Annotated in this window: 14 protein-coding genes; 6 read left to right on the forward strand and 8 right to left on the reverse strand. The window is 61.7% G+C overall.

Annotated features, from left to right (window positions below; all coding sequences use genetic code 11):
• Nucleotides 1–6: 6 nt before the first annotated feature.
• From P2T68_RS33455 to P2T68_RS33470, 4 genes are all read left to right on the forward strand, one after another.
• Nucleotides 7–2,436, forward strand: a complete 2,430-nt coding sequence (locus tag P2T68_RS33455) for a TonB-dependent siderophore receptor (protein WP_277378832.1) — start codon at nucleotides 7–9, stop codon at nucleotides 2,434–2,436.
• Nucleotides 2,437–2,499: 63 nt separating this feature from the next.
• A complete protein-coding gene (locus tag P2T68_RS33460; RefSeq protein WP_069077129.1) occupies nucleotides 2,500–3,603 on the forward strand; it encodes a PepSY-associated TM helix domain-containing protein in 1,104 nt (367 codons plus the stop codon).
• A complete protein-coding gene (locus P2T68_RS33465; RefSeq protein WP_024077770.1) occupies nucleotides 3,600–3,782 on the forward strand; it encodes a hypothetical protein in 183 nt (60 codons plus the stop codon). The genes P2T68_RS33460 and P2T68_RS33465 overlap by 4 nt, the downstream gene beginning before the upstream one ends.
• 95 nt (nucleotides 3,783–3,877) lie before the next feature.
• Nucleotides 3,878–4,507: a glutathione S-transferase gene (locus P2T68_RS33470; protein WP_069077127.1), complete on the forward strand. Its 630-nt coding sequence runs from the start codon at nucleotides 3,878–3,880 to the stop codon at nucleotides 4,505–4,507.
• Nucleotides 4,508–4,693: 186 nt separating this feature from the next.
• On the opposite strand, the gene creD is transcribed toward P2T68_RS33470, so the two are convergent.
• Genes creD through P2T68_RS33490 form a run of 4 tightly spaced genes read right to left on the reverse strand, consistent with a single transcriptional unit; the run spans nucleotide 4,694 to nucleotide 8,737 of the window.
• Nucleotides 4,694–6,067 carry a cell envelope integrity protein CreD gene (creD, locus tag P2T68_RS33475; RefSeq protein ID WP_024077773.1) on the reverse strand — a complete coding sequence of 458 codons (1,374 nt, stop codon included), beginning with the start codon at nucleotides 6,065–6,067 and terminating at the stop codon, nucleotides 4,694–4,696.
• Between the two features lie 52 nt (nucleotides 6,068–6,119).
• Entirely contained in the window at nucleotides 6,120–7,559 is a 1,440-nt protein-coding gene (creC, locus tag P2T68_RS33480; RefSeq protein WP_024077774.1) for a two-component system sensor histidine kinase CreC, read from the reverse strand.
• On the reverse strand, nucleotides 7,559–8,227 hold the full coding sequence (gene creB, locus P2T68_RS33485) for a two-component system response regulator CreB (RefSeq protein ID WP_024077775.1): 669 nt from the start codon (nucleotides 8,225–8,227) through the stop codon (nucleotides 7,559–7,561). Before creB ends, creC begins: the two co-directional genes overlap by 1 nt.
• A gap of 9 nt (nucleotides 8,228–8,236) precedes the next feature.
• Nucleotides 8,237–8,737, reverse strand: coding sequence for an ATP-dependent zinc protease (locus tag P2T68_RS33490; RefSeq protein ID WP_024077776.1), 501 nt, complete (start codon nucleotides 8,735–8,737; stop codon nucleotides 8,237–8,239).
• A 173-nt stretch (nucleotides 8,738–8,910) separates the two neighbouring features.
• Here P2T68_RS33490 and P2T68_RS33495 point away from each other — a divergent pair, with 173 nt between their 5' ends.
• Entirely contained in the window at nucleotides 8,911–9,798 is an 888-nt protein-coding gene (locus tag P2T68_RS33495) for an acyltransferase (RefSeq protein WP_069077124.1), read from the forward strand.
• On the opposite strand, the gene P2T68_RS33500 is transcribed toward P2T68_RS33495, so the two are convergent.
• Entirely contained in the window at nucleotides 9,795–10,367 is a 573-nt protein-coding gene (locus P2T68_RS33500) for a DUF2780 domain-containing protein (protein ID WP_024077778.1), read from the reverse strand. The genes P2T68_RS33495 and P2T68_RS33500 overlap by 4 nt on opposite strands.
• 136 nt (nucleotides 10,368–10,503) lie before the next feature.
• On the opposite strand from P2T68_RS33500, the gene P2T68_RS33505 reads away from it, so the two are divergent.
• Complete coding sequence (locus P2T68_RS33505; RefSeq protein WP_024077779.1) at nucleotides 10,504–10,962, forward strand: anti-sigma factor; 459 nt, start codon at nucleotides 10,504–10,506, stop codon at nucleotides 10,960–10,962.
• Nucleotides 10,963–11,037: 75 nt separating this feature from the next.
• Here the strand turns inward: P2T68_RS33505 and fdhA are convergent, their stop codons facing one another.
• From fdhA to soxG, 3 genes are all read right to left on the reverse strand, one after another.
• On the reverse strand, nucleotides 11,038–12,237 hold the full coding sequence (gene fdhA, locus P2T68_RS33510; RefSeq protein WP_017847873.1) for a formaldehyde dehydrogenase, glutathione-independent: 1,200 nt from the start codon (nucleotides 12,235–12,237) through the stop codon (nucleotides 11,038–11,040).
• Between the two features lie 181 nt (nucleotides 12,238–12,418).
• The gene (gene purU / locus P2T68_RS33515; protein WP_024077780.1) at nucleotides 12,419–13,276 is read right to left on the reverse strand and encodes a formyltetrahydrofolate deformylase; all 858 of its coding nucleotides are present in this window, start codon (nucleotides 13,274–13,276) and stop codon (nucleotides 12,419–12,421) included.
• Nucleotides 13,277–13,418: 142 nt separating this feature from the next.
• Complete coding sequence (soxG, locus tag P2T68_RS33520; RefSeq protein WP_024077781.1) at nucleotides 13,419–14,051, reverse strand: sarcosine oxidase subunit gamma family protein; 633 nt, start codon at nucleotides 14,049–14,051, stop codon at nucleotides 13,419–13,421.
• Nucleotides 14,052–14,144 lie beyond the last annotated feature (93 nt).

Below are 14,144 nucleotides of genomic sequence, written 5' to 3' on the forward strand. Positions count from 1 at the left end.
CGCCGTATGTCCCGCATGCTAGACACTTTGTTGCGCCCCAGCCTGTTAGCCGTGGCCATTGCCCTCAGCACACCGCTGGCCAGCCCTGCGCTGATCGCCGCCGAACAAACCTCCAGCCTGCGTGCCTACAACCTGCCCGCCGCGCCCTTGGCCAGCACCTTGAACCAGATCGCCAGCCAGGCCGGCCTGGCGCTGACCCTCAACCCGACGCTGGCCTCGGGCAAGACCTCGGCGCCGGTTAAAGGCCAGTTCGATGCACAGGGCGCGTTGCGCGAAGCGTTGCGTGGGACCGGGTTGCAGTTGGAGCAGAGCAGTGCCGGCACGTACACCCTGGTGGCGATTCCTGACGGTGTGGTGGCATTGCCGATGACCAACATCATCGGCCAGGGTGATGCGGAAAGTGCCTGGGGCCCCGTAGACGGCTACGTCGCGACTCGCACCGCCGCCGGGACCAAGACCGACACCGCGCTGGTCGAAGCACCGCGCTCGATCTCCATTGCCACCCGCGAGCAAATGCAGGACCGCAACGTCCAGAACCTGGATGACGCGGTCAAGTACATGCCCGGTATTGTGTCCGCCAGCTACGGCAGCGACACCCGCTACGACTGGATGCGCGTACGCGGCTTCGAACCTACGCAATTCCTCGACGGGCTGCCCTTGCCGCGCGGCGTGTACGCCAACCCGAAAGCCGAAACCTGGAACCTCGACCGCCTCGCATTGCTGCGTGGCCCGGCCTCGTCGGTATACGGCCAAACCCCACCGGGCGGCCTGCTGGACATGGTCAGCCGCCGTCCCAGCGCAGAATCAAGCCATGCCATTCAACTGCAATACGGCAGTGACAACTACCGCCAGATCAACTTCGCCAGCACCGGCAAGATCGATGATGAAGGCCAGTTCCTCTATGGCCTCAGCGGCGTGGTGCGCGATGCCGGCACCCAGGTCGATCACATCGACAACAAGCGCTACAACATCGCGCCCAGCCTGACCTGGAACATCGACACCGATACCAAGCTGACCCTGTTGTCGCAGTTCACTCGCGACGATACCGGCACCACCAGCCAGTTCATGCCGATCCAGGGCACCAAGATCAAATCGCCGCTGGGCGAGGTCTCCCACCACAAAAACCTGGGCGACCCGGACTACGAGTTCTACGACCGCACCTACTACGCGCTGGGCTATGCCTTCGAGCATCGTTTCAACGATACCTGGCAGTTCAAGCAGAACCTGCGCTACACCAAGTCGGAGTTGTCGTTCCAGCAACTGACCGTCGGTTCCTACGCGTTCTCCCCGGCTGATGCCGCGGGCAATATCAGCCGCTCGACCACCAACGTTGACGAAAACATTGGCCAGTTCGCTGTGGATAACAATTTCCAGGCCGACTTTGCCACCGGCGACATCACCCATACCCTGCTGCTGGGCCTGGATCACCAGCGCACCGATACCTCCTATCGCGCGATATACGGCACAGCCTCGGGTATCAACATTTTCAACCCGGTCAACACCCAGCCAACCCTGCGCCCGACAGATGTCAGGCCGTTTTACGACTACAACCAGAAAACCGTGCAAACCGGCCTCTACGTGCAAGACCAGATGGCCCTGGATCAGTGGCGCCTGACCTTGGGCGGGCGTGAGGATTGGGTGCATCAGGGCACCACCTACTTCAACGATAGCGATGCGACCAACACCGACCGCATCAAACACTTCAGTGGCAACGCGGCGCTCAGCTATGTGTTCGACTCGGGGTTCGTCCCCTACGTGTCGTACGCCGAGTCATTCCAACCGGCGAGCAACGCAGATACAAACGCGCTCAAGACATTCAAACCAACGGAAGGCAAGCAATGGGAAATGGGGGTCAAGTACCAACCGCCCGGCTCCAATACGCTGTTGAGTGCGGCGGTCTACGATCTGACCCAAAAGAATGTGCAGGTGACCACCCTCGGTGCAGGGGGCCAGCAAATCAACGACCAGACCGGTGAAGTGAAGGTCAAGGGCCTGGAGCTGGAAGCGGTGTCTGACGTAAGCGAAAACCTCAAGGTCATTGCCGCCTACACCTTGGCAAAGTCGGAGGTGCAAAAAGGTATCTACAAAGGCAACCGCCTGACATTGATGCCTAATCAACAAGCCTCGCTCTGGACTGACTACACCTGGCACAGCGGCGTACTGGACGGTTTCGGCATCGGCTTGGGCGCCCGCTACACCGGCAATACCTATGGCGACCAGGCCAACACCTGGCTGGGCAAGGCTAACGCCTACACCGTGTTCGACGGCGCGGTGCATTACGACCTCGGCCGCCTCGACAACAGCCTGAAGGGTGCGTCAGTGAAGTTGAATGCCACCAACCTGTTCAACAAGGACTACCTGTCGACCTGTGACGGCAACTACTGCTACTTCGGCGACCAACGCAGCGTCGTCGCCAGTGCCACCTACCAGTGGTAATCAGCTGAGTCAGCACCCAGGCCGCCCCTGTGGGCGGCCTGGGTGTGTCTGAAGGCTATACACATGAAAAGCAAAACCATCCGCCGCTGGTCCTTCGTCCACACCTGGAGCAGCCTGATCTGTACGGTGTTCCTGCTGCTGCTCGCCCTCACCGGCCTGCCGCTGATCTTTCACCATGAGATCGATCATCTGCTGGGCAATGAGCCGCAACTGCAAGCGATGCCCGTCGACACCCCGCAGTTGAACCTGGAACAACTGGTGGCCAAGGCCCAGGCCCATCGCCCCGGTGAAGCCCTGCAATACCTGGCCTGGGACGAAGACGACAAGAACGGCGTGATCGCGATCATGGCCGCCACCGCCGGCACCGAGCCCAACTCATCCCACACCTTCATGCTCGACGCGCGCACCGGCGAAGCCGTGGAGATGCCGTCCGCGAACGGCGGGCTGACGCTGTTCCTGCTGCGCTTGCATGTGGATATGTTCGCCGGTCTGCCGGGCAAGTGGTTGCTGGCGTTCATGGGCCTGCTGTTTGTGGTGGCCATTGTCTCGGGTACGGTGCTGTACCTGCCGTTCATGCGCCGCTTGAAGTTCGCCACCGTGCGCCAGGACAAGTCCACGCGCCTGCGCTGGCTTGACCTGCACAACCTGATCGGTGTGGTCACCCTGACCTGGGCGCTGGTGGTCGGCGTGACCGGGGTGATCAGCGCCTGTGCCGATTTGATCATCGCCGCCTGGCGTACCGACAGCCTCAGCGCAATGATCGAACCCTACAAGAACGCCCCGCCGCTGACCCAACGCGCACCGGCCACCGAGCTGCTGAAGATTGCCGCCGAGGCAGCACCCGGCATGCAGCCGGACTTTATCGCCTTCCCCGGCACGCGCTTTTCCAGCGAGCACCATTACGCGGTGTTCATGAAGGGCAGCACGCACCTGACCTCGCACCTGCTCACGCCGGTACTGATCGACGCCAGCACCCTGGCCGTCACCGCCATCGCCGCACGGCCGTGGTACATGGACGCCATGGGCATGTCCCAGCCCCTGCACTTCGGTGACTATGGCGGCATGCCGATGAAGGTCCTGTGGGCGGTGTTGGATGTGCTGACCCTCATCGTGCTGGGCAGTGGCATTTACCTGTGGGTCGTGCGGCGCAAGGCAGGCAAGGCATGAAGCCAAGGCAGTCGAGTTTCTGGAAGGTGTTTGGCATTCCGCTGGGGATCGGCCTGCTCAGCGCCGCCGGGTTATTTGCAGCGTTGCTGGGGGATGGGGGATGGGATTCGTTGAGTTGGGTGGGGTTGGGCATACCGGCTGCCATTGGTAGTTGGGCGTTGTTCAAGGGGCGTGGCTGAGTGCGCTATCGGGGGCAAGTCGAATCGTCACACTCCCCCTCGCCAGCCACCGCGCAACCCTCTAGGCTAGCCACAGCCCATTCAGAGGAATGCCCATGTCCGCTCCCAGCATGACCTTGTTCCATAACCCCGCTTCCCCGTTCGTACGCAAAGTGCGCGTGTTGCTGATCGAGACCGGCCAGCAGGACCGTGTAGCGTTGCAGGCCTGCATGCCGACACCGGTCACCCCTGACGCGCAGGTGGTACAAGGCAACCCCGTGGGCAAGATCCCGGCCCTGCGCCTGGCCGACGGCAGTGTGCTGCACGACAGCCGGGTGATCCTCGATTACCTCGACCACCAGCACGTCGGCAACCCGCTGATCCCTCGTGACGGCTCGGCCCGCTGGCGCCGCCTGACCCTGGCGTCGCTGGCCGACGGGATCATGGATGCCGCCGTGCTGGTGCGTTACGAGACCGCCCTGCGTCCAGTGGAAAAACACTGGGCACCGTGGCTCGACGAGCAGCGCAACAAGATCCGCCGCGCCGTCGCCGAACTGGAGCAGGACGCCATCGCCGAACTGGCCAGCCACTTCGACATTGCGTCCATCAGCGTGGCCTGCGCCCTGGGCTACCTCGACTTCCGCCACCCGGACCTGCAATGGCGCTCGGATAACCCCAAGCTGGCCGCCTGGTACGCCGAAGTCAGCCAACGGCCTTCGATGCTGGAGACCCAGCCGCCGACCTGATGTTCACACCGACCCAATGTGGGAGCGGGCTTGCCCGCGATCGCGGTATGTCATTCAGCACATCTGTTTCTGAACCACCGCTATCGCGGGCAAGCCCACTCCCACATTGGACGGTGGTGGTTTTGAGGAATGTGGCGATCCTTGCGGCTAACTGCGCCCCTACTTGCTGATCCTCCCGCAACCCGATCATTGCACCGCCTCCAGGTCGAACGTCAACGGCTCGGCCGGCTTGCGCTTGCCCACGCCATACCAGTCCAGTTTGCGCGTCAGCACCATCACCGTACCCAGCAGCCCGAACAGCAGCAGCGAGCCCATCAGCAGCGCGTAATCCTCGGCACTCAACAACCCGTACAGCAAGCCATACAACGCCGCCAACCCCGCCGAAAACCCCATGCCATGGGCAACGCTGCGCAGCACATGGCACACGTAGAAACCGATCAACAGCACGCAGGCACTTGCCGATATCAGGTACGCCAGGGCAAAGCCCAGGTGCTCGGACAATGACAACAGCAGCAAGTAGAAAAATGCCAAGGCAACACCCACCAATGCATATTGAATCGGGTGCACCGCCAGGCTCTTGAGCACTTCGAAGAGGAAGAAACCGGCAAAGGTCAGGGCGATAAACAGCAGCGCGTATTTGATCGCGCGGTCGCTCTTGAGGTACTGGTCCACCGGGTCGATGAAGTTCACGCCAAAGCTGCGGTTGTTGAAGTCGTTGCAGCCCTGCCCGTCCAGGCAGGTTTGCAGGGCTTGTTCGAGGTTGGTGGAAAAGAAGGAGGTCTGCCAGTTGGCCGTGAAGCCGTTGTCAGTCACTTCGCGCTGGGCCGGCAGGAAGTTGCCGATAAAGCTGGGGTGCGGCCAGTTGGAGGCCAGGGACACCTGACTGGTCTTGCCCACCGGCACCACTTGTAGTTGCTCGGTGCCTTGCAGGCGCAGGTCGAAAGCAAAGTCGATCACACCTGGCTTTTTACTGTCCTGCTCCGGCAACGTCACATGCACGCCCTCCCCCAGCCAGTCCACTAGGGAGCCCGGTTCGAATTCCAGGCGCTGGCCGCCCAGCTCCAACTTCAGCGCATTTTCGATGCCGCGAATGTCGCTGATGCCCACTGCCAGAAACGCCGCTTCAAAACGGTAATCGGCGAAGTCTTCGGTGATACCCAACTGTGCAGGCAGCTCGAAACGCCCACTGATACGGTTGTCGGCATGGAACAGCCGCGCCTGGTAAATACCCCGTGCGCGCAGTTCGGTCTGCACTTTGCCGTCGAGCTCAAAACGGTCCGGCAGGAAATACAGACGACCCCGCTCTTCACGGGTGACCTCGTAGCGCTTGTTGAGTTTTTCATTGAACTTCCACTCGCGCACGGTCTTGCGATACGGCACCACCATCACCGGGCCGGTGAGGCGCTGGGCATAGCTGGAGCTGCGGGCGATGTCCATCAGGACACCATCGCGCAGTTGCTGGCGGTCGCTGATGATGCCGTTGATCATCAGCAACGGAATCAGCAACAGCAGGATCAGCAGCGCAATCGCGCCAAGTTTGAAAAGCAGGCTGCGGTTCATGGGGTCTCTCCCTGTTTTGATGGGGAGAGTCTGCGCAGCCCATGTGGGCGATTTATGTGGGCAATGTGGAGACTGTGTGGAGATGCAGCACCACCTGCACGCCGCCAGGTACATTGCCGATCTGCAAGGCGCCGCCGTGCAGCTTCATCACTTCCTCGACAAAATTGAGACCCAGGCCGGTGCTCTTGCGCCCGCTGGCCGGTCGCGGCAACGAGTAGAAACGCTCGCTCAGGCGCGGCAAGGCGTAGTCGGGAATCGCCGCGGCCTGGTTGAACAGGCTGATCTGTACATCGTTGTGCCGGGTGTGTGCGCTGAATCTCAAGACGCCACCAGGCGGGGTGAAGTCCAGGGCATTGTCCAGCAGGTTGCCCAGGGCCTGGCGCAGCAGGAAGGGCTCGCCGAACACCTGCACATCGGCGGCAATCGTCTGTTCGACTTGCAGCCCAGCGCCTTCAATTCGCGCACATTGGGCGTTGAGTACAGCATCGACCAAGGCCGCCAGCGGGATGCTCACCTGTTCTTCCAGGCCCTGGCGCTGCTCCACCTGCGCCAGGCTCAGCAGACGCTCGATCAACTGCTGCAAACGCGCGCTTTCGCTGTCGATATTGCCGACGAAGCGCTGCTGCTGCTCACGGGTCATATCACCCTGCAACAGCTCCGCCGCGCCGCGAATTGCGGCCAATGGGCTTTTCAATTCGTGGGTCAGGGTGTGCACGTAATGCTCGACGTACGCCTTGCCCTCCAACTGCGTACGCATATGCTCCACGGCAGTGGATAACTGCTTCAGCTCGCCGCCGCGGTAATGCGGCAACTCGGCACGCCGGCCTTCGCTGACGGCTTCGGCGTAGGCGGTCAGGCGCCGCAGGGCAACGCTCAACCACCACGACAACACTGCGCCCAGCAGCAAGCCGAGGATGACCAGCCCGGCGCCGTACCAGAGCAGGCGCCGCTCGGTGCGGTCGATATACGGCTGCAATGAGCTGTTGGGCTTGGCCACGGTGACCACGCCGATGATCTGGCCATTGTCGCGAATCGGCGCCCCCACGTGCATCACCGAGGAGGTGGGGTCGTCGGCTTCGCTGCGGGTGGAGCGCGCGCCGTATTCACCGCGCAGGGTGAGGTACACATCGTTCCATTTGGAGTAGTCCTGGCCCACCGCTTCGCCACTGGAGTCAAGCAACACCTTGCCCTGGGCGTCCGTCACGTAGATGCGATGGTTGACTTGGTTTTTCGGCAGGCCCCAGATGGTCGCGCCGGGCTGGCGGTTGCCGTAGGCCTTGAGCAGCTCCGGCCAGTGGCTTTGGCCGAGGGTGCCATTCCTGACGTCATCGCGCAGGACTTCAGCCAGCAGGTTGGCCGTATCCACCAGGGTTTCTTCGGTCGACTGGCGCACGCCGGGGCGTATTTCCTTCATCACCGTATTGAGCACGAAGTAGCCGGTCAGGCCGATGAACAGCGCATACACCAGGAAAATCCGCAGCCCCAGGCGCATCAGCTGTGGCTCGGGCTGTAACTGTAGCCGAGGCCGCGATGGGTCTGGATCGGCTCGGCATCGGCGGCCACGCTGCGTAATTTGCTGCGCAGGCTCTTGATATGGCTGTCGATATTGCGCTCATAACCGGCATCGGCGGGCACGCCCACCGCGTCCAGCAGTTGCTCGCGGCTGAACACGCGCTCAGGTTGCTCCAGCAGGCTTTGCAGCAGGCGAAACTCATGGCGCGTCAGGCTCAAGGGATGGCCGCGAAAGCTGATCTGCATGCGCTCCAGGTCGACCTGGAACACAGCGGGCGCCACGCCGGGGCCGACACGCTTGAGGATCGCCCGTACGCGCGCCGCCACTTCCCGCGGGCTGAACGGCTTGACCACATAATCGTCGGCACCGATCTCCAGCCCCACCACCCGATCGATCTCGCCATCCCGTGCACTGAGGAACATCACCGGCACCTCACTGAAACGGCGCAATTGCTTGCAGGTTTCAAAGCCGGTGATGTCCGGCAGGCCGATGTCGAGAATGATCAGGTCGGCCGGGGTCTGGCGTTGATGGGCCAACGCCTCCTGGCCAAGGCTCAGCCAGGTGGTGGTGAAACCCTCGCCTTGCAGGGCGAAAATCAATGTGTCGGCTATCGCCGCTTCGTCTTCGACAATCAGGATGTGGGGCATGGGTTCAAATCAGCAGTCCGGTTTGTCGGCCGTGTAACGACGGGCCGGGTTGACCGCCGCGCCGAACTCACGCAGGGCCTTGGCGCCGATCAGCAACGGGTAGTTGAAGCTGCTGCGGTCGGTGAGGTTGACCTCGACGGTACGCTTGACGTTACCCAGGCACATTTCCAGGTCGATCACCGGGCGCTTGGCCACGGTGGCTTCGTCTTTTTCGTCGTCTTCGTCGGCGCGGCTCTTGATCTTGCTGATGCGCGACACCTTGTGCTCGTAGACTTTGTTGCCGGCGTCTTTACCACCGAGGCGGAAGCGCACCCAGTCGTCGCCATCACGGGTAAACGTCTCAATATCCCGGGCCGACAGTGAGGCGGTCAGCGCGCCGGTGTCCATCTTGGCCTTGAAGGTTTCGCCGATCTCCGGCAACTGGATGTATTCGTAGCGACCGTAAAGGGTCGGCTCGGCGGCCATGACAGGCAGGGCAGCCAGGGCGAGGGAGGCAAGAAGCAGTTTCACGAAGTGATTTCCTCGGAAAGAAGTAGGCGGATTCTAGACCGCAAAGACAGCACTTAGTTAGTCACACCCACCATAACCGGCACATTGTGAAACATTCGTACGGCCATTTGCGATTTGGCCTATAGACTCAGCTTGCTTATGATGGCCCGCCCACAAGATTCCAAGAGTTACTTATGCGCCGCCTGCTCACCGGCTGTTTGGTCACACTGCTGCTATTGCTCAACACCTTGGTGCTGTTTGGCCCACTGATGGTCTTTGCCCTGCTCAAGCTGGTGGCCCCAGGGCGGTTTCGCGACTATGCCTCATGGGCGGTGATGTGGATCGCCGAGACCTGGGCCGAGATCGACAAGCTTATTTTCTCCTTGTGCATCCCCACCCGGTGGGACATTCGCGGCGGCGACGAACTGCGCGGCGACACCAGCTACCTGGTGATCAGCAACCACCAATCCTGGGTGGACATCCCGGCGCTGATCCAGGCCCTCAACCGCCGCACGCCGTTCTTCAAATTCTTCCTGAAAAAAGAGCTGATCTGGGTACCCTTCCTCGGCCTGGCCTGGTGGGCGCTGGATTACCCGTTCATGAAGCGCTACACCAAGGCGTTCCTGGCCAGGCACCCGGAACTGGCCGGCCAGGACCTCAAGATCACCCAGCAAGCCTGCGAGCTGTTCAAGCGCCAGCCGGTGACGGTGGTCAATTACCTGGAAGGCACGCGGTTCAGCGAGGCCAAGCGCAAGCAGCAGGATTCGCCATTCACTCACTTGCTCAAGCCCAAGGCGGGCGGCGTAGCGTTTGTGCTGGCGGCCATGGGTGAACAATTGGACGCGGTGCTTGACGTAACCGTGGTCTACCCGCAGCAAAAGATTCCGGGGTTCTGGGATTTGATCAGCGGCGCGGTACCGAAGGTGATCATTGATATCCACACCCGTGAGCTGGACCCGGCGTTGTGGCAAGGGGATTATGAGAACGATCCGGCGTTTCGCCAGAGCGTCCAGAACTGGGTGAACCAGCTCTGGAAGGAGAAGGATGCGCGCATCGCTCAACTGCGCGCAGAGCGTATTTAGCTACCGGTGCCCCAGGCCTGGGCCAGTTTACCCAGCAGCGAGCTGTTGGCACCCTGCCCGCCCAGGTATTGCAGGATCAGCGGGGCAAACTGGCCGACCATGCCACTGTCCATGCCCAGGGCACTGAACGCGGTATTCAGGTCGTTGGTGTTCTTCACGTTACCCAGCAGGCCGTCCAGGCCGCTGGTCTTGCTGCCACCGTTCTGGCCGAGCATCCCGCTCAAGGCCCCGAGGCTGCCCAATGCATTGTTGCCCGACAGCTGGTCAAGGCCCGGCACGCTGTTACCCAGTTGCGAATAGTCGTTGCCGCTCAGTTTGTTCTTGGCCAGGCCCAGCATGGCGCCCGTACCGCCCACGGCTTGTTCGGGGGTGATGTTCAGTTGCGAGGTCAGCGTGGTCAGCAGGTCCGCCGTCTCGGACGACGGTGCGGCGGCTGCGGCCTTGTTGTTACCCCCTTGCATGCCGGAGATGGCATTGGCCGCGTCGCCAAGGCTGAACCCTGCGGCAAACACCGGGGCGGCGGCCAGGCTCATCAGGCAGGAAAGGGCGAAACCGCGTGAAATCTTCATCGAAACAACCTCTGGATGTAGGGGTAAAAGCAGGCGTTTGACTGGGTATCCGGCACATTGTTCCGAGGCGTCCCAGGAACCCAATGGCTGGGGCAGAGTCAATGAAATGACTCCAAAACCTGTCAGGAACAATTCCATGAGCGCGACCCGCCCCCCCATGATTGAGCCAAAACCACCCTTCTGGAGCCGTCCACGCCTGTTTATCGGCGTCTGCGTGGCCGTGATCGCCGGCCTCGGCGTCGCGTTCTACACTCAGGACAACGTCAAGTCCACCGCCACCCTGATCACCACCACCCAACAGCCGGCGGCGCAGATCATGGCGCACAAGGATTACCTGGAAGTGCAACCCATCGCCATCACCACACCCGCGCCGGACCAGAGCCTGGAACTGTGGGCGATTCCCAATGGCGGCAAGCCCGTGTCACTTGGGCTGTTACCGGAAGATGGCGAAGGCATCATCGGCTTGAACCCAAGGCAGCAGGCCTCGATCAGCAAGCCCGTGGAATTGATGGTGAGTGCGGAGAGCAAAGGGGGCTCGGTGAGCAAGCAACCGACGGGCCCGACCGTCTACCAAGGTGCCTTGGCCAACCGTTGAGATCCCAAACACCACAACCCAAATGTGGGAGGGAGCAAGCCCTCTCCCACATTTGGGTTTTCGTATGCCTGGGATTTATGCCGCGCTGAACAACTTATGCGGATCAATCACAAACTTCTTCGGCACGCCCGCATCGAACTCGCCATACCCACGCGGGGCGTCATCCAGGCTGATGACTTCAACCCCCACGATGTCGGCGATGTGAATGCGGTCCCACATGATCGCCTGCATCAGCTGGCGGTTGTACTTCATCACCGGGGTCTGGCCGGTATGGAAGCTGTGGGATTTGGCCCAGCCCAAACCGAAGCGGATGCTCAGGCTGCCCATTTTTGCGGCAGCGTCGACAGCACCTGGGTCTTCGGTGACATACAGGCCGGGAATGCCGATCTTGCCCGCCACGCGCACCACGCCCATCAGTGAGTTGAGCACCGTGGCAGGGGCTTCGTGCTTGACGCCGTCGTGCCCGTGGCCGCGGGCTTCGAAGCCCACGCAGTCAACGGCACAGTCCACTTCAGGCTCACCCAGCAGGGCGGCGATCTGTTCGTGCAGCGGGGTGTCGGTGGACAGGTCGACCACTTCAAACCCTTGCGCCTTGGCGTGGGCCAGGCGGATAGAGTTGACGTCGCCGATGATCACCACCGCCGCCCCCAGCAGGCGCGCGGAGGCGGCGGCAGCCAGGCCGACAGGACCGGCACCGGCGATGTACACCGTGCTGCCTGGCCCCACGCCGGCGGTGACGGCGCCGTGGTAGCCGGTGGGCAGGATGTCGGAGAGGCAGGTCAGGTCGCGGATTTTCTCCATGGCCTTGTCGCGGTCCGGCAGTTTCAGCAGGTTGAAGTCGGCGTAGGGCACCAGTACGTATTCAGCCTGGCCACCGGTCCAGTCGCCCATGTCGACGTAGCCATAGGCGCCGCCGGCACGGGCCGGGTTGACGGTGAGGCACACACCGGTGTGTTGTTCTTTGCAGGAGCGGCAGCGGCCGCAGGCGACGTTGAAGGGAACGGAAACCAGGTCGCCGATCTTCAGGTTTTCGACGTCACTGCCCTTCTCGATCACTTCACCGGTGATCTCGTGACCGAGCACCAGGCCGGTCTGGGCAGTCGTGCGGCCACGCACCATGTGTTGGTCGGAGCCGCAGATGTTGGTGGAGACCACGCGCAGGATGACGCCGTGCTCAATCTTCCTGCCACGGGGGTCCTGCATTTTGGGATAGTCGATTTTCTGTACTTCGACCTTGCCGTTGCCGAGATACACGACACCACGATTACCAGACATGCTTTCACCTCGCTGTTGTTTTTATGGAACTGCGTTGCCCGTAGGGTGGGCAGCGCGTTGAGTGCTCGGGTACAGATGCTGTTTCTTGTGTTGTTTGTGAGGGCCTCATCGGGGGCAAGCCCTCTCCCACATTCGACCGCATTCCAAATGTGGGAGAGGGCTTGCCCCCGATTGGCGTCAGTCAGAGCACCACCGTCCTATTGGCGTTCAGAAACACCCGCCGCTCAATGTGATACCCCACCGCCCGGGCCAAGGTAAGCCCTTCGATATCGCGCCCCTTGGCAATCAAATCCTCGGGATAGTGGCTGTGATCCACCACCTCCACGCCCTGGGCGATGATCGGCCCTTCGTCCAGATCGTTGTTGATGTAATGCGCCGTGGCGCCGACCAATTTCACCCCCTTGTTGTACGCCTGGTGATACGGCTTGGCGCCCTTGAACCCCGGCAACAAGGAGTGATGGATATTGATCGCCTTGCCATCCAGCTTGCGGCACAGCTCCGGCGACAGCACTTGCATGTAGCGCGCAAGGATCACCAGTTCGGCGCCGGTCTCTTCGATCACTTGCCACACCTGACGCTCCTGGGACGGTTTGTCGTTCGGGTCGAGAGGGAAATGGTAGTAGGGAATCTGGTGCCAGTCGGCCAACGGTTTCAAATCAGGGTGGTTGGACACCACCGCGACCACGTCCATCGACAGTTGGCCGATCCGCTGGCGGTACAGCAGATCGTTCAGGCAGTGATCGGCCTTGGAGACCATGATCACCACTTTTGGCCGGTAGTTCGGCGCCGTCAGCTCGAAGATCATGCCAAAGGCTTCGCCGCGCGTGGCCAGGCCGGCGCGAAACGCCTGCTCGTCGAAACCGTCGGGCTGACGGAATTCCACGCGAATAAAAAATCGGCCCGAGAGGCGGTCATCGAACGAGTGGTGCTCGGTCACATAACAGCCCTGCTCGAACAGGTAGCGGGTGACCGCGTCCACCGTGCCGAGCACGCTGGGGCAGTCGGCAGTCAAAATCCATGTATCGGGTGCGCGGCTCATTACAGTTAACTCCTCATACAGCGATGCTGCTGACTGTAGGAGCGAGCTTGCTGGCGAAAAATCCAAGGGCGCCGCGTTCATTCAGGATGCGCGCGTTATCGTTGACGTTTTTCGCGAGCAAGCTCGCTCCTACAGGGTCATATCAGGCTTGAACGCTCAGGCCGAATTCAGCCGAGGCGTCCTGCAACCACAGCCACCAGTAATCCGAGAAGCTGCGACGGATCACCAGCTCCCAGGTGTCTTCAGCGGTATGGCGGATCACCAGTTGCGACTTGGCGAACACCGTGCCCACCGCCTTGCCCACCGGGAAGTTATTGGGGTGCACGTCGTAGCTGGTGGACTTCATCAGCACATCACGCACGTTCGGGCCGCTCAGTTCGAGGATCTGCTGGCCGCCGCTGACGTTGACGACCTGGATATGCAGGTCGCCCAGCGCAGCACGCAGGTTTTGTTCGGCGGCGAATTCTTCACCGCTGGGCACGACCAGCAGCCACTCATCCGGGCCGAGCCATTGCAAGCTGGTTTCGCCTTTGACGATGACCTGCAGGGCGCCAGGCAACTCGATGCCCAGGGCTTTGTGTACGCCAGCGGCGAAGGCGGCGTCATGGCCGTCGCCACGGATGGTCAGGTGGCCGAGCAGTTTCTTTTCACGCACGGTCACGCCGGCGTTCTTGCGGCCCTTGCCGACCAGGCTGGCGAGGTCGGCATGGTGCAGCGACGACTCGGCCTTGGCGCCGGTGGTGGGGCGTTGTTGGTAAACATTGGCTGCTGTCATAAAGCACCTGTTTTGAATTCTGTGGTGACTGTTCTGGCCTCATCGGGGGCAAGCCCCCTCCCACATTTGGAATGCATTCCCTGTGGGAGGGGG

It is taken from the genome of Pseudomonas sp. G11, assembly GCF_029457515.1.
Classification (GTDB): domain Bacteria; phylum Pseudomonadota; class Gammaproteobacteria; order Pseudomonadales; family Pseudomonadaceae; genus Aquipseudomonas; species Aquipseudomonas gorinensis.

Bases quoted from the DNA above. Each gene is read 5' to 3' on its own strand.
- soxG (WP_024077781.1), bottom strand. From the start codon at position 14,051: ATGACAGCAGCCAATGTTTACCAACAACGCCCCACCACCGGCGCCAAG.
- creC (WP_024077774.1), bottom strand. From the start codon at position 7,559: ATGCGCCTGGGGCTGCGGATTTTCCTGGTGTATGCGCTGTTCATCGGC.
- P2T68_RS33465 (WP_024077770.1), top strand. From the start codon at position 3,600: ATGAAGCCAAGGCAGTCGAGTTTCTGGAAGGTGTTTGGCATTCCGCTG.
- P2T68_RS33500 (WP_024077778.1), bottom strand. From the start codon at position 10,367: ATGAAGATTTCACGCGGTTTCGCCCTTTCCTGCCTGATGAGCCTGGCC.
- P2T68_RS33495 (WP_069077124.1), top strand. From the start codon at position 8,911: ATGCGCCGCCTGCTCACCGGCTGTTTGGTCACACTGCTGCTATTGCTC.
- P2T68_RS33470 (WP_069077127.1), top strand. From the start codon at position 3,878: ATGTCCGCTCCCAGCATGACCTTGTTCCATAACCCCGCTTCCCCGTTC.
- P2T68_RS33460 (WP_069077129.1), top strand. From the start codon at position 2,500: ATGAAAAGCAAAACCATCCGCCGCTGGTCCTTCGTCCACACCTGGAGC.
- purU (WP_024077780.1), bottom strand. From the start codon at position 13,276: ATGAGCCGCGCACCCGATACATGGATTTTGACTGCCGACTGCCCCAGC.
- P2T68_RS33455 (WP_277378832.1), top strand. From the start codon at position 7: ATGTCCCGCATGCTAGACACTTTGTTGCGCCCCAGCCTGTTAGCCGTG.
- P2T68_RS33505 (WP_024077779.1), top strand. From the start codon at position 10,504: ATGAGCGCGACCCGCCCCCCCATGATTGAGCCAAAACCACCCTTCTGG.
- creD (WP_024077773.1), bottom strand. From the start codon at position 6,067: ATGAACCGCAGCCTGCTTTTCAAACTTGGCGCGATTGCGCTGCTGATC.
- fdhA (WP_017847873.1), bottom strand. From the start codon at position 12,237: ATGTCTGGTAATCGTGGTGTCGTGTATCTCGGCAACGGCAAGGTCGAA.
- creB (WP_024077775.1), bottom strand. From the start codon at position 8,227: ATGCCCCACATCCTGATTGTCGAAGACGAAGCGGCGATAGCCGACACA.